The following is a 20737-nucleotide window of genomic DNA, read 5'->3' on the forward strand; positions in this document are numbered from 1 at the left end:
CTTGGGGTTGGACTCTCGATTCGCCCCCTGCCCTTTTCTTTACGCCAGATTAACACATGGCAATGACAATTGCACCCGTCGCAGCGTCATCCCGCCATTTCTGAGCGGTTGAGCGCGCAATGTGCCCAGAGCTTGTCCATCGCCTGCACGAGCTTGTCCATCTCATCGGACCCGTGCACCGGCGAGGGGGTGAACCGCAGCCGCTCGGTGCCCCGCGGCACGGTCGGGAAATTGATCGGCTGCACGTAGATGCCATACCTCTCGAGCAGCATGTCCGACAGCGCCTTGGTATGCACCGGGTCGCCCACGATCACGGGCACGATATGGCTGCCATGGTCGATCAGCGGCAGGCCAAGCCCCTTGAGCCGGGTCTTGAGGATCCGCGCCTGCGTCTGATGGCGCTCGCGCAGCTTTTGTCCTTCCACCGTCTTGAGATACGCGACCGAGGCCGTGGCCCCCGCTGCCAGCGCCGGGGCAAGCGAGGTCGAAAAGATGAACCCCGGCGCGTAACTACGGACAGCATCACACATTTTCGCACTTGCCGCGATATAGCCGCCCATCACGCCATAGGCCTTGGCCAGCGTGCCGTTGATGATGTCGAGCCGGTGCATCAGCCGGTCCCGCTCGCAAATCCCCGCGCCGCGCGGCCCATACATGCCGACGGCGTGCACCTCGTCGATATAGGTCAGCGCGCCGAACTCGTCGGCCAGATCACAGATCGCCTCGATGGGTCCGAAATCGCCATCCATCGAATAGACGCTCTCGAACGCGATGAGCTTGGGCACACCCGGATCGTCGGCTTGCAGCAATTCGCGCAGATGCGCCACGTCATTGTGGCGGAAAATCCGCTTGGCCCCGCCATTGCGCCGCACGCCCTCGATCATCGAGGCGTGGTTGAGCGCGTCCGAATAGATGATCAGGCCCGGAAACAACTTGGGGAGCGTCGAAAGCGTGGCGTCATTGGCGATATAGGCGCTGGTAAAAAGCAGCGCCGCCTCCTTGCCATGCAGGTCGGCCAACTCGGCCTCCAGCCGCTTGTGATAGACGGTCGTGCCGGAAATGTTGCGCGTGCCACCCGATCCCGCGCCGGTTGCATCAATCGCCTCGTGCATCGCGCGCAGCACCTCGGGATGCTGCCCCATGCCGAGGTAGTCATTGCCGCACCAGACGGTAATCGGCTGCTCGGCACCATCGGGCCGCCGCCAGAGCGCATGGGGAAAATTGCCGTTCTTGCGCTCGATGTCGATGAAGGTGCGATAACGCCCCTCCTCGTGCAGACGGTTGATCGCTTGATCGAGCCTGGCCGCGTAGTTCACTGGCATCTTCCTTCCGTTGGCGCGGGCGTGCCCGGCGCTGTGGCACCTTTCGGCCACTTCTGTCCTGTCGGGCACCATGTAAAAGCACCCGTCGCGTGACGCCAGATTACAAATTGCCGCCCCTGCCCTCCTTGACCTCGGTCAAACTCTGGACAGCACCGCCGCGCCTGATACCCTCGACCCGGACATATACCAAGCGCAAAGGCCCGTCATGACCCTCACCGCCACCCTCGCCCGCATCGACGACACCTTGCCCGAGGCGCTCGACCGCCTCCTGGAGCTGTTGCGCATCCCGTCGATTTCGACGGACCCGGCCTATGCCGCCCACTGCGATGCCGCCGCCGACTGGCTGGTGGCCGATCTGCAAAGCCTCGGCGTCAAAGCGGAAAAACGCGCCACCCCGGGCCGCGCGATGGTCGTGGGCCATATCGACGGCGACGGGCCCCACCTTCTCTTCTACGGCCATTACGATGTGCAACCCGTGGACCCGCTCGAGCTGTGGCACACCGATCCCTTTGCGCCCGAACTTCAGGACACCCCCCACGGAAAAGTGATCCGCGCGCGCGGCGCCTCCGATGACAAGGGCCAGCTCATGACCTTCATCGAGGCCTGCCGCGCGTGGAAAGCGGTCCACGGCAACCTGCCCTGCGCGATCACCTTCTTCTTCGAGGGCGAGGAGGAATCGGGCTCGCCCTCGCTCATCCCCTTCATGAAGGCCAATGCCGACGAGCTTTCCGCCGATCTGGCACTCATCTGCGATACCTCCATGGTTGCCCCCGGCATCCCCTCCATCGCCTCGCAACTCCGGGGCATGCTCAAGGACGAGTTCACCATTACCGGCCCCCGCATCGACCTCCATTCCGGCCATTACGGCGGCCCCGCGCTCAACCCGCTCCGCGAAATCTCCCGCCTCATCGCCACCTTCCACGACGATCAGGGCCGCGTCGCCGTCGAGGGCTTCTACGAGGGCGTGCACGAGGTGCCGGAGGACCTTTTGCGCCAATGGCAGAACAGCGGCTTTGACGAGCACGAATACCTCTCCTCGGTCGGCATGACCCGCGCCCATGGCGAGCAGGGCTATTCGACGCTGGAGCAGCAATGGGCGCGCCCGACGCTGGAAATCAACGGCCTCTGGGGCGGCTACCAGGGTGCCGGCACCAAGACGGTCATCCCGTCAGAGGCGCATTGCAAGCTCACCTGCCGCCTTGTCGGCGACATGGACCCCGACAGCCTGCGCCGCAAAATCCGCAAACATGTCGAGGAGCGGCTTTCGCCCGACGCGAAAATCACCTGGGACCAGAACCTTGACGGCTCTCCCGCCGCCGTGATGAACACCAACCGCCCCGAATTCGAGGCAGCGCGCCAGGCGCTTTCCGACGAATGGAACCGCGAGGCGGTCTTTACCGGCATGGGCGGTTCGATCCCCATCGCGGGGTTTTTCAAACAGATCCTCGGGCTCGACGCCATGCTCATCGGCTTCGCGCAAGAGGATGACGCCATCCATTCCCCCAACGAGAAATACAATGTCCAGAGCTTCCACAAGGGCATCCGAAGCTGGGCGCGCGTGCTGGACGCGCTCACGCGATGATCCCCGGCTTCACCGATCACCGGACGGACACGCTCGCCTTCAGCATCGGCGGCGACGGCCCGCCGCTCCTGCTCTTGCATGGCTTTCCCCAGACCCGCGCCATGTGGGCGCATATCGCCCCCGCCTTGGCGCGCACCCATACCGTGATCTGCCCCGACCTGCCCGGCTACGGGGCCTCGACCAAGCCCGAAGACCTCGCCGCCTACAGCTTCCGCGCCATGGCCCGAGAGATGACCTCCCTCATGGACAGTCTCGGCCACGCAACCTTTGATCTTGTCGGCCATGACCGGGGCGCGCGGGTGGCGCATCGTCTGGCGCTTGATGCGCCCGACCGGGTAGAGCGTCTTGCCCTCCTCGACATCATCCCCACTCATACGCTGCTCTCGGATCTGCGCTGGCAGGTGGCCCGCGCCTATTACCACTGGTTCTTCCTCGCCCAGCCCGCGCCCTTTCCCGACCGCATGATCGCCGCCGACCCCGATCGCTATTTCGAATCCTGCCTGCTCGGCTGGGGCGGCGCGCAACTCTCGGATTTCGACGCGACCCAACTCGCACAGTATCGCGCCGCCTGGCGCGATCCGGACACGATCCGCGGCATGTGCAACGATTACCGCGCCACGCTCGGCGATGACATGGCCGATGACAGCGCGGATGCGACGGCGCGCCTCGCCTGCCCCACGCTCATCCTCTACGGGGCGACGGGTGCCATGGCCAGACATTACGACGTGCCCGCCACATGGGCCCCGAAATGCACCGACATGCAGGCCCGTGCCATCACGGGCGGGCACTTCTTCCCCGATACCGCCCCCGAGGAGACCGCCGCCGCGCTGCTCGGGTTTCTGTCGCCCTGAGCTTCACTGTTCCAGAAATACTCGAATTCCCCGCGCACCACGGGCGCGCTGCCTCAGGGATCGTGCAAAACGGGAAAATGGCGCGGTTGACGGGGCTCGAACCCGCGACCCCCGGCGTGACAGGCCGGTACTCTAACCAACTGAGCTACAACCGCGCAATGCGTCATCGGGATCGTTCGGGACAGCGGTGGCGCGGTTGACGGGGCTCGAACCCGCGACCCCCGGCGTGACAGGCCGGTACTCTAACCAACTGAGCTACAACCGCTCGCTGCCCGCCCGATCCCTCGGACGTGTGGCGCTTCTAAGCGTCCCCCGCGCCCTCGTCAAGCGCCGCGCACGGCTTTTGGATATTTTCCGCAAAGGTCCGGTTTGCCGCCTCAAAGCGCGCGAAACCGCGCCTCGTCGCGCGCGCTCCAGCGCACGGTCAGATCGAAACCGTCCTCGCCCTGACGCTCGTCTTCGACAAGGTCCCTCTCGAAGAGCCAGGCGCGCCTGCGCCCCTCGTCGAACCCCAGATGCAGCTTGCTCAGATGGGTGACCTGCGCCAGCACCTCGCCGATCGCGGCAACAAGCGCCGCCAGCCCCTCGCCCGTCACAGCCGAGAGCGCGAGCACCCCTTCGCTGCGCGCCGCCTGCGTCAGCACCGTGTCATGCGCCCCCTCGTCCAGCCGGTCGATCTTGTTCCAGACCTCCAGACGCGGCACCGCCTCATCCACCCCGAGGCTTTCGAGGATCGCCGCGACATCATCCGCCTGCGCCTGCGTTTCGGGATGCGAGATGTCGCGCACATGCACGATGAGATCGGCGGCCAGCACCTCTTCCAGCGTGGCGCGAAACGCCGCCACCAGTTCGGTCGGCAGATCGCTGATGAACCCCACCGTGTCCGACAGGATCACCTCGGGGCCGCCACCCGGCAGGGCGACGCGCCGCATGGTCGGGTCGAGCGTGGCAAAGAGCATGTCCTTGGCCAGGACATCGGCCCCGGTCAGCCGGTTGAAGAGGGTCGATTTCCCGGCATTCGTATACCCCACCAGCGCCACGACGGGAAAGGGCACCTTGGCCCGCGCGGCGCGGTGGAGGGTGCGCGTGCGCGCGACCTTGTCGAGTTGCCGCCGCAGCCGCACAAGCTGCTCGTCGATGGCGCGCCGGTCCGCCTCGATCTGCGTCTCGCCGGGGCCGCCGACGAACCCGAGACCCCCGCGCTGCCGCTCAAGGTGGGTCCATGCCCGTACCAGCCGCGTGCGCTGATAGCTGAGCGCCGCCATCTCGACCTGAAGCACGCCCTCGCGCGTCGCCGCCCGATCACTGAATATTTCCAGGATCAGGCCCGTCCGGTCGAGGATCTTCACCTCCCAGAGCTTTTCAAGATTGCGCTGCTGCACCGGGCTGAGCGGACCATCGACCAGCACCAGTTCAGCCTCCGCCCCGGCAATCGCGGCGTGCAACTCCTCGCGCTTGCCCTTGCCGAAAAGCCTGCCCGCGTCGGGCTTGCGCAATCGCACGGCCACGGCGCCCACCACCTCCAGATCGGGCAGTGCGCGCGCCAGCGACACGGCCTCCTCCAGCGCAAGCGCGGGCTCACGGTCGCGTTCGGCACCGGCGATTTCAGGATGGATGACAAAGGCCCGCGTGATCGGGCGCGCGTGTTCCCTCAATTCTCGCCATCGCCTTCATAGAGCGAAACCGGCTGCGACGGCATGATGGTGGAAACCGCGTGCTTGTAGACAAGCTGCGATTGCCCGTCGCGGCGCAGCAGGATGCAGAAATTGTCGAACCACGTGATGACGCCCTGCAATTTCACGCCATTGATCAGGAAGATCGTGACCGGAATCTTGGTCTTGCGCACGTGGTTGAGAAAAGCGTCCTGCAAATTCTGACGATCCGAAGCCATTGCGTTCCCTGCCCTTGTTCTTGCTCGCGCCGCGTTTCGACGCGGAAATTCATCGCTGACGGGCCGAGTATGTCTTGCAACGGGCCGGGTTTCCAGCCCGAATTTGAATGCCCTGTCATGGGCGCTCACGTGCGCCAAGCCGCCGGGTTGAGCAGCGCGATCAGCGCCAGCGTCTCGACCCGCCCCAGCACCATCGCGCCCGCATAGATGATCTTGGCTCCCGCCCCAAGCTCCACAAGGCGGATCGGCACCTCGGCGGCGCTGTGGATCAGCGGCCCCGTGGACGAGAGCCCGGACAGGGCGACGATGAGCGCCGTCTCGAAATTGAGCCCCGCCAGCGAAAGACCGGCCGTCACCCCCGCCAGCGAGATCGCAAACAGCATGAAGAAAACCCATGCCACATAAGCCCCCTGCCGCCGGATGCGTCGCCCGGTATCAGAGGCGCGCCCCACCGAGGAGGGATGCACCAGCCGCTCCATCTCGCGCTGCGCGTGCAGATAGAGCGCGTAGACGCGCAAGAGCTTGACGCCGCCCGCCGTCGTGGCCACCCCGCCGCCCACCATCACCAGCCCGATGAGGATGAGGCCCGGCGTGCCCAGACCCGACCAGGCCCGCGCCGCCTGCCAGTCGGCACTCTCGAAACCGGTCGTCGAAAGGAAGGACAGCACCGTGAAGACCGCCCCCCAGAGCGCGTGCAGCGCCTCCGCAAAGGTCGCCCCCGCCTCGATGTCGATGGCCCCGATCCAGTGGCGCAGGAACAGGATCAGCGGCACCACCGCCACGATCAGCACCCCCAGCCGGAACTCGGGATCGTTGATCAGACCGGGACGCGCGGTCGGCACAGTGTCCGACGAGAATGTGAGCCGCGACAGCGCGAAAATGAAAAAGAGAAAGACCACCCCCTCGCCCACAAGCCCCGACGCCGCATTCTGAAACCCGCCGATGGGAGAGATCCCGCTTGTCGCCAGCGTGGACATGGCATGGATGAGCGCCACGAAAGACCGCTCTCCCGCCGCCATAAGTGCGATCCACAGAACCAGCGTCAGGCCGCCATAGACCGGCACAAGCGTGCGCGTGGCGATTGCCAGCCGCCGCGCCGGGCGCGCGCGTTGAAACCGGCCCAGCACCGCGTCATCCTGCCCCGGCTCGGCGCGCACCGTGACCTCGAAGCCGCCAAGGCTCATGGGCGCCAGCACCGCAAAGGCGGACACCCAGATGAGCAGCCCCCCGGCCCAGCCCACCAGCCCGCGCCACAGATGAAGGCTTTCCTTGATGCGGCCCGTCGCGTCGAACATCGAGGCACCCGTGGTGGTCAGGCTCGACACCATCTCCAGCCAGGCATTCAGAAACGTGGTATTGCGCACCCCCAGATAAAACGGCAGGGCCAGATAGAGCGGCAGCACCAGATAGGCCAGCAGGAGCGAGGCGAGGTTCTGCACATCGGTCGGCTCGCGCGTGGCCACCCGGTTCGAGATCGCCAGCCCCAGACAGATCACCGCCGCAAGACCCAGGCCCCCCGAATACAGGAACGCCCGCCCTACCTGGTTGTTACCCCGCATCGCCGCGTCGATGGCGGGCAGAAACATCATGAGCGCCGCCAGACCGCCGAGGATCAGGATCAGGGGAAATCGGAGGACCCGCGCGCTCATGGCATCAGAAATAGTCGACCGAGACCTGCAACAGCCGCTCGACCGCCGCCACATCCGCCGCAAGCGCGAAAATCACGATGACATCGCCCGCCTCGACCCGAAGCCCGCCAGAGGGCTTGTGGATCTGTCCGCCCTTGCGCACGCCCCCCACAAGCACCCCCTCGGGAAAGTCGATGTCGCGCAACGCCGCGCCCGCGATGGAGGAGGTCGACAGCACCTCTGCCTCCAGAACCTCGCCCTCGGCGTCGCCGATCGAATAGACCCCGCGCACCCGCCCGTGCCGGATATGGCGCAGGATCGAGCTGACCGTGGTCGAGCGCGGGTTGATATAGGCGTCGATCCCCAAGGGCTCGAGCAGCGGCACGAGGGTGGGATCGTTGATCAGCGCGATGGCGAAGGGGCAGCCTTCGGACTTGGCGCGCACGGCGGCCAGCATGTTGGTCTTGTCGTCATCGGTGACGGCCAGAACCGCGTCGGCGCGCGCAATCCCCGCCTCGGCGAGAATCGCGGCGTTGAGCCCGTCGCCGTTGAGCACAATGGTCCGCTCCAGCGCATCCGCCGCAACCTCCGCGCGGGCGCGGTTCATCTCGATCACCTTGGCGCGGATGCGCCCGCCCTGCCGCTTTTCCAGCGACCGCGCCACCGACAGGCCGATATTGCCGCCGCCGATGATCACAACCCGCTCCTGCTTCTTCTGCGACTTGCCAAAGACCTCGAGTGTGCGCGGCACATCCTCCACCGGCGCAAAGAGGTAGGCCTCATCGCCCTCGAAAAGCTGATCCCCCGCCTCGGGCGCAAAGAGCCGCCCCTCGCGCCGCACCGCCAGCACCACCACCCGCAGCGTCGAAAAGAGATCGCTGAGCTGCCGCAAGGGCGTGTTGAGCACCGGGCAGTCCCCGTCAAGCCGCAGCCCCATGAGCTGCGCGGCCCCGTCCATGAAAAGCTCGGTATCGAAGGCCGCGGGCACCGACAGTCGCCGCAGCGCCGCCTGCGCCACCTCGCGCTCGGGGCTGATCATCACGTCGATCGGCATGTGGTCGCGGCGATAAAGATCGGCATAGGCCGGGTCGAGATAGGTCTGGCTGCGCAGCCGCGCGATCTTGCGCCTGATGCCAAAGACCGAATGCGCCACCTGACAGGTCACCATGTTGACCTCGTCGGAATAGGTGGCGGCGATGATCATCTCGGCATCGCGCGCGCCCGCCTGGTCGAGCACATCCGGATAGGAGGCAAAGCCGATGATCCCGGCCACGTCGAGCGTATCGGTGGCGCGGCGCACCAGATCGGGGTTGCTGTCCACCACCGTCACGTCGTTGTTTTCGCCCGAGAGGTGCCGCGCGATCTGCCAGCCCACCTGACCGGCCCCGCAGATGATGACCTTCATGCCCTTCGCCCCGTCCTGACTGAGGCCGTTGCATGACAGAAGCCTCGAAACCGGTCAATCGCTTTGTCCCCGGCCATCTCTTCTACTATCATGTCGCCATGTCGCGCCTCATGCTCCTTCTTTGCCTCGTTGCCCTCACCGCCTGCGCGCCGCCGCCGCTCTTTCACAAGACCGGCGCGGGGCCCGATCAGGTCGCGGCGCTGCGCACGCAATGCGAGGTGGCGGCCCTGCGCGACGTGCCGCGCGACATCCGCACCACCTATGTGCCGCCACGGTATATTCCGCACCTCTATTACGGACCTTACGGCCATTATCATCACGGCTACGCCCGGATCGGGGCGGGCCGCACCGAGAGCTACGACGCCAATGCCGATCTGCGCGACCGCGTGGTGGATCAATGCATGGCAGAGGCCGGTTTCCGCCCGGTGCGCCTGCCCGCCTGCCCCCGCGACACCCCTGCGCCTGCGCCAGACAGCGCGCAGCCGCCGCTCGGCCCGACAAGCTGTGCGCGGCGCCTGCCGGATGGCGGCTGGCAGGTCGTGACCCCCGGATGACGTCCTATCCATAGGGTCAGGTAGTCCGGGCGCCAAGACCCGCCTAAAGATACATTGAAAATGCGGGAATGCCCGCTGTGTCTTTCCGGTATCACAAATCGCGTCCCGCTGAATTCATATCGGCCATGATTGTGCGGCCCTTGTTTTCAGCCCGCGCATTCTCACTTGTATGCAAGTTTGCCGAGGCTCCAAACCCCGGCCCCACATGAACCGTGAAGGATTGCTTCTACCTTGACCACCTCCCGTCAGACACCCTCCTATGCCCGTCTTTTTGACGATCTGCGCGTTGCGCTCACGGTGCATCGCTGCGGCTCCATGACGCGCGCGGCGGTGGAACTGGACACGACCACCTCGACCGTGTCACGCCAGATCGCACGCCTGCGCGAAACACTCGGCGTGTCGCCCTTCATCAAGACCGACGGCGACTGGCTGCTCAATCCCCGCATCACCGCGCTGATCGAGACGTTCGAAAATGCCGACGGGGCCATCGCCTCGGAGATCGGACGCCTGATCGACACCGATCCGGAGGCCCCGCGCGAGATCCGCATCGGTGCCATGCCCTCGGTCATAGTGGAGGTGCTCATCCCCGCGCTTGGCGCGCTGCGCAGTGCCGTGCCCGGCCTGCGTCCCGTTTTCGAGAACCGCATCCAGGAGGTCGGGCTGGGCATGTGCGACGTGGCGCTGGTCTTTACCCTGCCAGAGGGCGGACGGATCAAGACGCGCCGCTGCGGCAGCATCGCCTTCGGCCTCTACGCGCCATCCGGCTGGCAGCACGGGGACGGTTGGGTGAGCCTGACCGACCGCTACGCCGCCCGCTACTCCGAGGCGCGCGAAACCTGGTTCGGCACCGAACCCGCCCTCAAGGTCGATAGCTTCGCCCAGGCGGTCATGGCCATGCACACGCTTGGCCTTGCGGGCATCCTTCCGGTCGTGGTGGGGGCGTCCGAACCCGCGTTCGACCACATCCCCGGCAGCGGACTTGATCTCACACGAGACCTGCACATGATCTATCACGAGAGCCGCAGCGAGGACGGCGACCTGCGCTGCGTGATCGACTGGATCTGCCGACAGACAGCGCGCCTTCCGGCCATGCCCGATCATGCGATGCGCGACCGGCAGACCCGGATTGTTTCAATCAACTCCTGAAGCCGTCCAACCGCGTGACCGGGCCGCGCGCGCAAGGGCGACAAGGTCGGGTGCCCCCTTGCCCGCGACCGAACACCGCCCCATCGAGCCGCTCAAGAGCCGCCTGGCGCGCGCCGTCCGGCCCGTCCCGGGCGATCATCGCCGCCAGCGCACGGCGCAAGCCCGCCGCATCCCCTGCCCGCGCCGCGCGCCGCGCCTGCCGTGCCAGCGGATCACCGGGCCGCCAGCGCCAGCCGCCGGGCCGCCACCCGGCCAGAACCAGCGCCAGCCCGGCCACGAACACCGCCAGCGCCACAAGCGCCTCGACCGCTCCGGGCAGCCGCGCAGGCGTGATCACAACGGCCTCGCGCGCCACCGGGACCACCGCGCCATAGGCCACGCGTTGCGCGCCGATCTCCACCCGCCGCGCCACCCGGTTCGCGCTGTCGAAATAGTCGAATGCCACCGGCTCCACGATGGCCGACACGCCGTTGCCGGGCCGGATCGTCCAGCGCCAGAAGGTGATCGTGACCGACCCGCGCGCGGTGAGGTCCACCAGATGCTTGACCGGATGGGCAAAGACCCCGCCCGAGGGCGAGCGCAGTTCCGGCATCGGCGGCACCATCCCCGGCAGCGCGCCAAGCGCCTCCAGCCGGATCACGCGCAACACCCCCTCGCCGGGGGCAAGCTGATCGGGCGGGTTCGACCACTCGTCGGTGATGCGCAACCCGCGCACCGGGAACCACTCGGCCAGCGGCACCGGCGCGGGCTGCACCGAGACACGCACCGGTTCGGAGGTCAGCGGGTAGTCAAACCACTTGTCACCCTCCCCGGTCAGCGTCAGCCGATGGGTGAAGGACCCGATCTCCAACTCCCCCGCCACCTCCGGGAAAAGCGCCATGCGCCGCCGGAACACCTTGACCGGCTGACCGCGCTCGCGCTCCTCATGCCAGCTATCAGGGCCAAGCTGCGTCCAGCCGAACCCGTCAAGCGCGGGCTGTTCCAGCTTTTCCAGCGTGATGTGGCGGCGATATCGTCCCTCGATGGTCAAAAGGATCATCTCGCCCGCATGGGGCACATGCGCGCTCTGCTCCACCGTCACGGTCAGGTCCAACTCGCCGGGGCGCACCTCGCGGGTCTGCGCCCATGTCCCGGTCGCACAGAGACACAGCAGAGCGATCAGCACCCTCCTCATCGCCCCGCCTCCGCCTTGCGGCGTTTGTGCTCCTGCGCGATCCGGGCCTTGAGGTAATCGCCCGGCACATCGCGCAACTGCCGCAACCAGCGGTCATCGGCGGCGACATGGCTGTCGGCAAAGACCCGGCGCACCTCGTAGGGGCCGGTGCTGCGCAGCCGCGCGATGCCCGGGGTCGGTCCGCTATTGGTGCTGCCATCGCCGGTGCCTGCGGCGCGCCCGTCGCCGCGCCCGATGGGGGCGGCCATCTCCGGCCCCTCCCCGCGCTCGGGAAAGGCCACGATCGTGGCGGGATCAAGTGCTGTTCCCGCGTAAAACGCCGCCAGCAGATCGAAATTCGCCGCCGCCTGCGCATCGCCCGCCGCGCGCCCCCGGTCATAGGCCTCAAGCGCCGCCGCAGGGTTGCCCCGCCGCAATTCCGCATTGCCGAGGTTGAGCATCATGCCCGCCGCCGCAAACTCTGCCGCCGCGCGGTCCATCTCGCCCGCGCGATACCACGCCACGCCCCGCCAGCCCGGCTCATCAAAGAGCGCCGCCGCCACGCGCGGCAGCCCGAGCGCCAGCGCCATCCGGCCAAAAGGTGCCGCCCCGCCAAGCGCCAGCGCCAAGCCGCCCGCCAGCAGCGTGATGACCGCCAGCGCCCTCATGTCCCCGCCCGCCGCATGAGGACCAGCAGCGGCAAGAGCGCCAGCGCCAGCAGATACCGCCCCAGATCGTGCCAGAAGAGCAGCCGGTAGCCCTGCCGCTCCAGCCGTGGCCGCGCGCTCTCGGACAGCCACTCCGCCAGCGCCCCGGCCGCCTGCGGCGCGAACACGCGGCCGCCGCCTGCCGCCAGAACCGCGCCCTCAGGCACGTCCGTGACGACCGAGACCCGCGCCCCCGCCCCGGCGATTTGTGCCGCCTCCGCCAATGCCCGCGCGTCAACCCCCGCGCCGCCGGTCACAAGCACCACGTCGCCCGCCAGCACCTCGGCCAGCCGCAACCGCTCCTGCGCCAGCGCCAGCGCGCGCGCCGGGGCCGCGCCCGCATCGGGCACCGTTTCGGCGTCAAGCACAAGAAGCGTCTGCGCCAGTTCGCGGTGATCGGCGCTCATGTCGAGCGCCGTGTAGGCATCGCCCGCATAGACGATCAGGCCTGCGGGCCGCGCACCAAGCCCCGTCACCGCCAGTTGCACCGCCGCCAGCATGTCGGGCCAGCCGGGACCGTCGGCAAAGCCCGCCGAGAGGTCCACCACGAAAAGCACCCCGTCGAGATTGCGATAGGAGACCGCATCGCGCCGCTCGACCGCCGGACCCGCCAGCGCGAGCACCAGAAGCGCCGCCAGCGCCAGCGCGGCGACGAGGCGCGCGCGCCCGGTGCCTTGTGCCACGCGCCCCATCACGGCCATCGCCGCCAACAGGCCGGGATCGGCCACGCGCCCCCAGTCGCCCGCCGCCCCCCGCCGCCGCCAGAGCCAGAGCGCCAGAAGCCCGAGCGCGGGCAGCGCCCAGAGCCAGCCGGGATGCAGAAACGTCACCGCAAGCGCGCTCATCCCGGCCCCCGCCAAAGCATCGCCAGCGTCAGAAAAAGCGCAGCCCCCGCAGGCCAGCGCCACCAGTCGCGGTGAACCTCGGCCGCAAGACCCGCGCTCTCGGTCGCCTCCAGCCTGTCGAGCGCCGCGCCCACGGCCTCCAGATCGGCCATGTCGCGCACCCGGAAATAGCTGCCGCCCGAAACCTCGGCGATGGCGCGCAGCGTGGCGGCATCGACCACGCCGCGCTCGCCCGCCTCGGCGCTCTCGATATCCTTGGGGCCAAGCGCGATGGTATGCACACGCACCCCCATCCGCTCCGCAAGAGACGCCACGCCGCGCGGATCGGTCTGCCCCGCGTTGTTCTCGCCATCCGACAGCAGGATCACCACGCGCGATGCGGCCTCCGACCCTTCCAGCCGCTTGAGCGCAAGGCCAAGACCGTCGGAGATGTTCGTCGCGCGCCCGGAAATGCCGATCTCCGCCTGCTCGATGCGCCGCGCGACGGCCTCGACATCATGGGTGAAGGGCGCGGCCACATAGGCCTCGGAGCCGAAGAGAACAAGCGCCACGCGGTCCCCGCCGCGACGGCGCAGGAACTCGGCACCGGTCTTGCGCACGGCCTCCAGCCGACTGATGTCCGCGCCGTCGAGATGAAAATCCGTGCGCACCATGGAGCCCGACAGATCGAGCACCACCGCCAGATCGCGCCCGCTCAGCCTGAGCGCGCGCAACGGGTTCAGATCGCGCGGGCCGGCCAGCGCCAACACCACCAAGCCCCAGATAATCCACGGCAAAACCGCGCCGCCACGCGCCCGCCCCATGCCCCGCGACGCGCGCGCCAGATCGGCCCCGATGCGCCCCGGCACCATCAGCCAGCCCGCGCCATTCGCGCGCGGAGGCAGCAGGCGGCGCAAGAGCCAGGGCAGCGGCAGCAGGGCCAGCGCCCAGGGCGCGGCCAGCTCACCCATGGCGGCGCAGCGCCGCTTCGAGCGCGTCAAGATCGAGGGCGGCATCGCGTCGGTAGAGCGTCGGTTTTAGGGCGGTATATTTTTCCGGCCAGTGATCGCGCAGCAGATGCAGAAGCGCCACACGCCGCGCCGCCGCATCCTGCCCCTTGAGCGCCTCTAGCCGATCAGCGAGCGTCGGCGCGCGCGGCCCCTGCCGCCGCCGCGCCAGCAGCCGCATCAGCCCCGCCACCCCGAGCGCCAGTGCCGCGCCAAGTGCTGTCGCCGCCGCCAGATCGGCAGGCGCGCCGCCCGCTGCGGCCTCGGGCAGGCGGATATCGTGGAGCGCGGCCATGAGCGCCGCCTCGTCGAGCGCCCCGCTCATGGCGCGCGCCCCTCGGCGGCAAGCCGCCGCGCGGTCTGCGACGGGTGGTCTGCCGCGTCGAGCACGAGCGCGCTTTGCCCCGCGATCTCGGCGCGCTCGGACAGAGGCGCGGCAGCCTCCCCCGCCCCCAACCGCAGCGTCACGGGCGCGCCGCCCATGGGCCGGATCGGATAGCGTCCGGGCGGCAAGCGCCCGGCCAGCGCCTCGGTCACCAGAAGAAGCCGCAACGCGCGCCTGCGCCCGAGCGCGCCCAGCCGGTCGGCCAGCCCCTCGCCGGGGGCCTCGAACCCCGAGGCGAGCACGATCTCGGCCCCGGTCGGGGCGAGCCGCGCCGCCTGTTCCAGCATCGCGTCCAGCGCCGGGTCCCCGGCCCCGTCCCGCCCCGCCGCCAGCGCGGCCGCGTGCGCGCGCACCATGGTGCCGATCACCTCCAGCATGCCGCGCGCGCGGCCCCTCGGGCGCACCACCTCGGCCCCGGCGGCGCTCAGCGCCAGAAGCCCCACGCGCCCGCCCTCCTCGACCGTCTGCCAGCCGATCAGCGTCAGCGCCTCGGCGGCGGCGACCGACAGAAAGGCGCGCCCCACCCCCCAGAACATCGAGGGGCGGAAATCGGCCACCAGCAGGGTCACGCGGTCGCGCTCGGCGCTGAACTCGCGCAGATGAAGCCGCCCGGTGCGCGCGCTCGTGCCCCGGTCGATGCGGCGGATATCGTCGCCGGGCACATAGGCGCGCGTGCCCGCCATCTCGAGCCCCTGCCCGCGCGTACGCACGGCCATCCCCCCCGGTAGCGCCGCCGTCACCGACGCACGGCGCGCCGCCAGCGCCTCGTGGCGCAGCGCGATCAGCGTCTCGGCGGCAAGCGCCACGCCGGGGGCGTCGAGCGGCGCGCTCACAGCGGCTCTACCGTTGCCAGCAGATCGGCCACCACCGCGCGCGGCGCGCGCCCCTCGGCCACCGCCGACCAGCGCAGCACCATCCGGTGCGCCAGCGCGTCGGGGGCAAGCTCCGCCACATCCTCGGGGAGCGCGTGATCGCGGCCCCGAAGCCAGGCGCGCGCCCGCGCCGCCGCCGCCAGCGCCAGCGAGCCGCGCGGCGAGACGGCATGTTCGATCCCGGCGGCAAGCGGCCCCTCGCGCGTGGCCATCACCAGCCGGACGATGTAATCGCGCAGTTCGGGTGCCAGATGCACCGAGGCCGCCTCCTGCTGCGCCATCGCCAATGTGGCGGGGTCGAGCGCGGGGGGCCTCGCTGCGGCCGGCCCCGCCATGCTCTCGGCCTCGACCAGATCGAGGATGCGCCGCTCGGTTTCGGCATCGGGCAGATGCAGCACGGTATAGAGCAGGAAACGGTCAAGCTGCGCCTCGGGCAGCGGAAAGGTGCCGTCATGCTCGATCGGGTTCTGCGTGGCCACCACAAGGAAGGGTGCTGGCAGGCGGTGCGTCTCGCCGCCTGCCGTCACCTGCCCCTCGGCCATCGCCTCCAGAAGCGCCGATTGCACCTTGGGGGGTGCCCGGTTGATCTCGTCGACCAGCACGAGATTGCTGAAGACCGGGCCGGGCAGAAACTCGGTCGTGCCGTCATGGGGGTGATAGACCGGCGTGCCGGTCAGATCCGACGGCACCAGATCGGGCGTGCACTGGATGCGCGCGAAACGTCCCGAGACGCCTGCCGCCAGCGCCTTGACCGCGCGGGTCTTGGCAACGCCGGGCGGTCCCTCGATGAGCAGGTGACCACCCGCCACGAGCGCAATCATCAGCCGCTCGATCAGCCGCTCCTGTCCCGCCAGCGCGCCGCCGAGCGCGCCCTTGAGCGCGGTCATCCGCTCCTGTGCCGCTGATGCCATGCGCGCCCTCTCCGATTCTGCGGCCCGCTGCGGGGCGTCGCCGATCACGCTAGCGCCAAAGACGGGCAGCGGCAAAGACCGCCCTTGGTCTTAATCCGCGACGGGGCGGCAGGCGGGATCGAGCAGCGGGGCAAAGCGCGCGTCCTGCATGGTGGCCTCTGCGCGCGCGCGCAGGTCCGCGAACTCCGCCTTGATGAAGGCAACGAAATCCGGGCCGTTGGTCTCGGTCACCGGGGCCTCGGCCACGGCGTGCAGCATCAGGATATCAAACGGGCAGAGCGCGGGCGGGTTGCTGGCCAGAAGCGCGCGGCGATATTCCGGCGTGCCCGGCAGGGGGCGGCGCACCATGCGCAGGGGGCGCTCTTCCAGCTTCGACAGATAGGGCGTGCGCGCGTCGAGATGCAGGATATCCATGCCGAAGGTGAAGGCCTGAAACATCTCCTCGATCAGGATCGAGCGGAAATAGCGCGCATCGGTGGCGTTGCCCGCACCCGCCGCCTGTTCCACGAGGATATGCGTGACCGCGCCCCGCCGCCCGAAAAACGTCTGCACCATGGCCGGGGCGGTTGCCGTCCAGTCATGGCGCGGCGGCAGGCCGAGGGCAAAGCGCGTCTCCATCCAGGCGATGTCGCGGGCTATTCCCGTCTCGGGTTCCACGCCCGAGCGCAGCCGCAACAGGACCTGCGCGGTCTCGGGGCAGTCCTGCGCCCCGTCCGCTGCGATCAGGCGCGGGGTGTGCGCATGGACATACCCCAGAAGCGCCGTGAAGGCGTCGAGGATGGCGCGGGTCTCGGGGCGTGGGGCCTCCCCCACAACACAGATATCGGACCTGGCCAGCGCGCGCCCGCTGATCCGCACCGGGATCGACAGGTCACGGCCCACCATGGTCTCGCGCAACTCATAGCTCCAGCCGCGCCGCGCCATGTCAAGCCACTCGGCCTCCTGCGCGACGATGGGCGCAGGCAGGCAGAGCAGCAGAATGACGAATGACGCGCGCAAAACCATTGCTGGCAGGATAGACCGGCCGCATCCCCTGTCCAGCCCGCCAATTGGGTTTTGACAGGGCGGCGCGGGCGCGGTATTGAACATATGTTCATTTAATGGAGGTCCCCCATGCGCATCACCGACACAGCCGCGATCATCACCGGCGGGGCTTCGGGGCTTGGCGAGGCCACGGCGCGGCACTTTCGGGCTCAGGGCGCGGAGGTGACGATTCTCGACCGCGACGGCGCGCGCGGCGCGGACGTGGCCGCTGAGATCGGGGCGAGTTTTGCCGAGACGGATGTGACCGACGAGGGCTCGGTCGCCGCCGCCATTGCCGCGGCCAAATCCGCCATGGGCCGGATCACGGCGGTGATCAACTGTGCGGGCGTCGCCACCGGGGCCAAGGTGCTCGGACGCGACGGGCCGCACCCGCTCGATGCCTTCCGGCGCACGCTCGACATCAACCTTGTCGGCACGTTCAACGTCGCGCGCCTTGCCGCCGCAGAAATGGCCGGGAACGCACCCGACGCGGACGGCGCGCGTGGCGTGATCGTCAACACCGCCTCGATCGCGGCCTTCGACGGGCAGAAGGGTCAGGCCGCCTATGCCGCCTCCAAGGGCGGGATCGTGGGACTCACGCTGCCGATGGCGCGGGATCTGGCGCGCGAGGGCATCCGCGTGATGGCCATTGCGCCGGGGATATTCTCCACGCCGATGATGCGCGGCCTGCCGCCCGAGGTGCAGGACAGCCTTGCCGCCGAGGTGACCTTTCCCAAACGGTTGGGCGATCCCGACGAATACGCACGTCTGGCGGCCTTCATCGTGGACTGCGACTATCTCAATGGCGAGGTGATCCGCCTCGATGGCGCGCTCAGGATGCAGTGAAGCTCAGCCTTCTGCCTTGTCGGCAAGAATGAGCCACTCCTCCTCGGCTTCGGCCAAGGCAGCCTGACGCTGGGTGAGCGCCTCGGTCGCGCGGCGGAACTTGACCGGCTCGCGGGTGAAAAGCTCCGGATCGGCCAACAGCCCCTCCAGCTTCGCGATCTCGGCCTCGAGCCGTGCGATCTGGGCAGGCAGTTCCTCGAGCCTGTGCTTCTCGGTGAAGCTGAGGCGCTCCGAGGCGGATTTCTGCCGCTTCGACTCCGGCTTCCTGTCATCGGATCTGGCCGGGGTCCTGGTCCAGTCCGGCGCATCTTCAAGCCGTTGCGCGCGATAATCCGACCATCCCCCGGCATAGGTCACCGCGCGGCCGTCCCCCTCCATCGCGATGGTGGTGGTCGCCACGCGGTCGAGGAAATCGCGGTCATGGCTGACCAGAAGCACGGTGCCATCGTAATCGTCGAGCAGTTCCTGAAGCAGGTCGAGCGTCTCGATGTCGAGATCGTTCGTGGGTTCGTCGAGCACGAGGACATTGCTTTCACGCGCCATGATCCGGGCCAGCAGGAGCCGCGCTTTTTCGCCCCCCGACAAGGACTTGACCGGCGCTCTGGCCTGCCGCTCATCGAACAGGAAATCCTTGAGATAGCCCACCACATGGCGCGGTTGGCCGCGCACGAGCACCTGATCGGCCTGCCCGGAGACGCGCATATCCGTGTCACCCGTCAGGCTCTCCCACAGGGTCATTTCCGGATCGAGCCGCGCGCGCGCCTGGTCGAACACGGCGGGCATCAGGTTGGTGCCATGGGTCACGGTGCCGCTGTCGGGCTTCTCTTCGCCCATCAGCATCTTGAGAAGCGTCGTCTTGCCCACGCCATTGGGGCCGACAAAGGCCACCCGCTCGCCGCGCATGACCCGAAGACTGAACGGGCGCAGGATGAGCTTGTCCCCGTAAGCCTTTGTAATCTCTTTCGCCTCGAAAACCTTTCGCCCCGAACTTGGGCCGGACTCGAGCGCCATGGCCGCCGTGCCCTGCCGCTTGATCTGCGCGCTGCGCTCGGCGCGCAGCTCCTGAAGCGCGCGCACCCGGCCCTGATTGCGCTTGCGCCGCGCGCTGATCCCCTCGACGGCCCACCGGGCCTCGGCCTTGATCTTGCGGTTGAGCTTGTGGCGCTGCATGTCCTCCTCGTCCCAGATGCGGTCACGCCAGGCCTCAAACCCGCCGAATCCCTCTTCCTGCCGTCGCGTCATTCCTCTGTCTATCCAGAGGGTTGCGCGGGTAAGCTCACGCAGGAAGGCGCGGTCGTGGCTGATCACCACATAGGCGCGGCGCGTGCTGCGCAGCGCCTCCTCCAGCCAGCCGATCGCCTCGATATCGAGATGGTTCGTCGGCTCGTCGAGCAACATCAGTTCCGGTGCCTCGGCCATCAGTTTCGCCAGCGCAGCGCGCCGCCGCTCGCCGCCCGAGGCGGTCGCCACCGGGCGCGCCGGATCGAATTTCAGCCCCTCGCCCGCCATCTCGACGCGATACATCTCGCCCGGATCGAGATTGGACGCGGCATAATCGCCAAGCGTGGCAAAACCCGTCATCGCGGGCTCCTGCTCCATATAGCCCACGCTCACGCCGGGTGCGACGATACGCTCGCCCCGGTCCGGCTCGACCAGACCGGCCATGACCTTCATCAGCGTTGACTTGCCCGATCCGTTGCGCCCGACAAGCGCCACCCGGTCACCCGGCTGCACGATGAGCGACAGGTCGTCAAAGACCGGTTCCCCCCCGAAGGTGAGCGAAATTCCGGACAGTTGGAGAAGCGGTGCGCGGGCCATGGTCGGGGGCTATCCCGGCCCCCGGGCGGCGTCAAGCCTCAGCCTGCGAGCGCGCGCAGAAGACGCTGGCGGGCCGCCGGAATGGCGTTGATCTCGACCCCGGTAAAGACATGCAGCGTGCCCATCTGCCTGTCGATCACCGCATGATCGCTGACCCATCCGCCCATCATGAGGTAGGTGCGCAGCAGGGGCGGCATGTGCCGCATGGCCAGTTTCAAATCCGGCTTGTGCCGCTTGAGCCGCTGCGCAAAACGATAGACGGCGGGCGCCTTGACGCGCGGCCACCAGCGGCGCGGCGCAAGGTGACGCTTGCCCAGCATGGCGAAGGCGTCGAGATAGGGATCGGCCTCGACCCCCTTGAAGGACGAGCAGCCGAACAGCATCTGCACCCCGTGCGCATCCACCAGCCGCGTCATCGCCGCCCACGCCACGCGCAGGATGTCGGGATCGTGCCGGTCGGGCGCAAGGCAAAAGCGGCCCATCTCGGCCATGCGCCCCTCGAACCCCTCAAGTGCGGACAATTCATAGAACTGCGCCGAATAGCTGCGCGCGATATCCGCGCCGCCATCGAGCAGGAGCACCCGAAAACAGCAGACCAGATCGCCGCTTGCCGTCTCCTCGATCAGGACATGCAGGCAGACGGCGTCATGCGCATCCACATCGGTGCCCACCCGGCCCAGAAACGCCTGCGCTCGCAGCGCCTGCGCGCGGGCGATATCGTCGGGATCGCGGGCCAGACGCGCCAGATACCGACCTTGGCGAATCTCCTCCATCCAAAGCCCCCCGCGTCACGTCCCGGCTCTGACCTAGCA

General features: G+C 68.4%; 20 protein-coding genes and 2 tRNA genes. 5 read left to right on the forward strand and 17 right to left on the reverse strand.

Going from position 1 to position 20737, the window contains the following annotated elements:
- Window positions 1-86: 86 nt before the first annotated feature.
- Window positions 87-1316 carry a 5-aminolevulinate synthase gene (hemA, locus tag ABIE57_RS07020; protein ID WP_354538295.1) on the reverse strand — a complete coding sequence of 410 codons (1230 nt, stop codon included), beginning with the start codon at window positions 1314-1316 and terminating at the stop codon, window positions 87-89.
- A 211-nt stretch (window positions 1317-1527) separates the two neighbouring features.
- On the opposite strand from hemA, the gene ABIE57_RS07025 reads away from it, so the two are divergent.
- Entirely contained in the window at window positions 1528-2904 is a 1377-nt protein-coding gene (locus ABIE57_RS07025) for a M20/M25/M40 family metallo-hydrolase (RefSeq protein ID WP_354538296.1), read from the forward strand.
- The gene (locus ABIE57_RS07030) at window positions 2901-3755 is read left to right on the forward strand and encodes an alpha/beta fold hydrolase (protein ID WP_354538297.1); all 855 of its coding nucleotides are present in this window, start codon (window positions 2901-2903) and stop codon (window positions 3753-3755) included. Before ABIE57_RS07025 ends, ABIE57_RS07030 begins: the two co-directional genes overlap by 4 nt.
- 78 nt (window positions 3756-3833) lie before the next feature.
- Here ABIE57_RS07030 and ABIE57_RS07035 read toward each other — a convergent pair.
- From ABIE57_RS07035 to trkA, 6 genes are all read right to left on the reverse strand, one after another.
- Window positions 3834-3910 (reverse strand) — tRNA-Asp (locus tag ABIE57_RS07035).
- A 33-nt stretch (window positions 3911-3943) separates the two neighbouring features.
- A tRNA-Asp gene (locus ABIE57_RS07040) sits at window positions 3944-4020 on the reverse strand.
- Between the two features lie 112 nt (window positions 4021-4132).
- Window positions 4133-5410 (reverse strand): GTPase HflX, encoded by a 1278-nt coding sequence (gene hflX, locus ABIE57_RS07045; RefSeq protein WP_354538298.1) that lies wholly within the window; start codon window positions 5408-5410, stop codon window positions 4133-4135.
- The gene (gene hfq, locus ABIE57_RS07050) at window positions 5407-5646 is read right to left on the reverse strand and encodes an RNA chaperone Hfq (protein WP_210876827.1); all 240 of its coding nucleotides are present in this window, start codon (window positions 5644-5646) and stop codon (window positions 5407-5409) included. The genes hflX and hfq overlap by 4 nt, the downstream gene beginning before the upstream one ends.
- Window positions 5647-5771: 125 nt before the next feature.
- Complete coding sequence (locus ABIE57_RS07055; protein WP_354538299.1) at window positions 5772-7295, reverse strand: TrkH family potassium uptake protein; 1524 nt, start codon at window positions 7293-7295, stop codon at window positions 5772-5774.
- Window positions 7296-7299: 4 nt separating this feature from the next.
- The gene (gene trkA / locus ABIE57_RS07060; protein WP_354538300.1) at window positions 7300-8679 is read right to left on the reverse strand and encodes a Trk system potassium transporter TrkA; all 1380 of its coding nucleotides are present in this window, start codon (window positions 8677-8679) and stop codon (window positions 7300-7302) included.
- A 32-nt stretch (window positions 8680-8711) separates the two neighbouring features.
- On the opposite strand from trkA, the gene ABIE57_RS07065 reads away from it, so the two are divergent.
- A complete protein-coding gene (locus ABIE57_RS07065; RefSeq protein ID WP_354538301.1) occupies window positions 8712-9233 on the forward strand; it encodes a hypothetical protein in 522 nt (173 codons plus the stop codon).
- Window positions 9234-9464: 231 nt separating this feature from the next.
- A complete protein-coding gene (locus tag ABIE57_RS07070; RefSeq protein WP_354538302.1) occupies window positions 9465-10379 on the forward strand; it encodes a LysR family transcriptional regulator in 915 nt (304 codons plus the stop codon).
- Here the strand turns inward: ABIE57_RS07070 and ABIE57_RS07075 are convergent.
- The 8 genes from ABIE57_RS07075 to ABIE57_RS07110 form a co-directional block, all read right to left on the reverse strand.
- The gene (locus ABIE57_RS07075) at window positions 10369-11553 is read right to left on the reverse strand and encodes a hypothetical protein (RefSeq protein ID WP_354538303.1); all 1185 of its coding nucleotides are present in this window, start codon (window positions 11551-11553) and stop codon (window positions 10369-10371) included. The genes ABIE57_RS07070 and ABIE57_RS07075 overlap by 11 nt on opposite strands.
- Window positions 11550-12200 (reverse strand): hypothetical protein, encoded by a 651-nt coding sequence (locus tag ABIE57_RS07080; protein WP_354538304.1) that lies wholly within the window; start codon window positions 12198-12200, stop codon window positions 11550-11552. Before ABIE57_RS07080 ends, ABIE57_RS07075 begins: the two co-directional genes overlap by 4 nt.
- Window positions 12197-13084, reverse strand: a complete 888-nt coding sequence (locus ABIE57_RS07085) for a VWA domain-containing protein (protein WP_354538305.1) — start codon at window positions 13082-13084, stop codon at window positions 12197-12199. The genes ABIE57_RS07080 and ABIE57_RS07085 overlap by 4 nt, the downstream gene beginning before the upstream one ends.
- Complete coding sequence (locus ABIE57_RS07090; RefSeq protein WP_354538306.1) at window positions 13081-14034, reverse strand: VWA domain-containing protein; 954 nt, start codon at window positions 14032-14034, stop codon at window positions 13081-13083. Before ABIE57_RS07090 ends, ABIE57_RS07085 begins: the two co-directional genes overlap by 4 nt.
- Window positions 14027-14395 carry a hypothetical protein gene (locus ABIE57_RS07095; protein WP_354538307.1) on the reverse strand — a complete coding sequence of 123 codons (369 nt, stop codon included), beginning with the start codon at window positions 14393-14395 and terminating at the stop codon, window positions 14027-14029. Before ABIE57_RS07095 ends, ABIE57_RS07090 begins: the two co-directional genes overlap by 8 nt.
- Complete coding sequence (locus tag ABIE57_RS07100; RefSeq protein ID WP_354538308.1) at window positions 14392-15288, reverse strand: DUF58 domain-containing protein; 897 nt, start codon at window positions 15286-15288, stop codon at window positions 14392-14394. Before ABIE57_RS07100 ends, ABIE57_RS07095 begins: the two co-directional genes overlap by 4 nt.
- On the reverse strand, window positions 15285-16238 hold the full coding sequence (locus tag ABIE57_RS07105) for an AAA family ATPase (protein ID WP_454283720.1): 954 nt from the start codon (window positions 16236-16238) through the stop codon (window positions 15285-15287). The genes ABIE57_RS07100 and ABIE57_RS07105 overlap by 4 nt, the downstream gene beginning before the upstream one ends.
- A gap of 90 nt (window positions 16239-16328) precedes the next feature.
- Window positions 16329-17243, reverse strand: a complete 915-nt coding sequence (locus tag ABIE57_RS07110) for a hypothetical protein (protein WP_354538309.1) — start codon at window positions 17241-17243, stop codon at window positions 16329-16331.
- Window positions 17244-17351: 108 nt separating this feature from the next.
- On the opposite strand from ABIE57_RS07110, the gene ABIE57_RS07115 reads away from it, so the two are divergent.
- Window positions 17352-18107 carry an SDR family NAD(P)-dependent oxidoreductase gene (locus ABIE57_RS07115; protein ID WP_354538310.1) on the forward strand — a complete coding sequence of 252 codons (756 nt, stop codon included), beginning with the start codon at window positions 17352-17354 and terminating at the stop codon, window positions 18105-18107.
- 3 nt (window positions 18108-18110) lie between these two features.
- Here the strand turns inward: ABIE57_RS07115 and ABIE57_RS07120 are convergent, their stop codons facing one another.
- The gene (locus tag ABIE57_RS07120) at window positions 18111-19925 is read right to left on the reverse strand and encodes an ABC-F family ATP-binding cassette domain-containing protein (protein ID WP_354538311.1); all 1815 of its coding nucleotides are present in this window, start codon (window positions 19923-19925) and stop codon (window positions 18111-18113) included.
- Between the two features lie 38 nt (window positions 19926-19963).
- On the reverse strand, window positions 19964-20698 hold the full coding sequence (locus ABIE57_RS07125; RefSeq protein WP_354538312.1) for a GNAT family N-acetyltransferase: 735 nt from the start codon (window positions 20696-20698) through the stop codon (window positions 19964-19966).
- Between the last annotated feature and the right edge of the window lie 39 nt (window positions 20699-20737).

Source organism: Roseovarius sp. MBR-6, assembly GCF_040547525.1.
GTDB lineage: Bacteria > Pseudomonadota > Alphaproteobacteria > Rhodobacterales > Rhodobacteraceae > Roseovarius.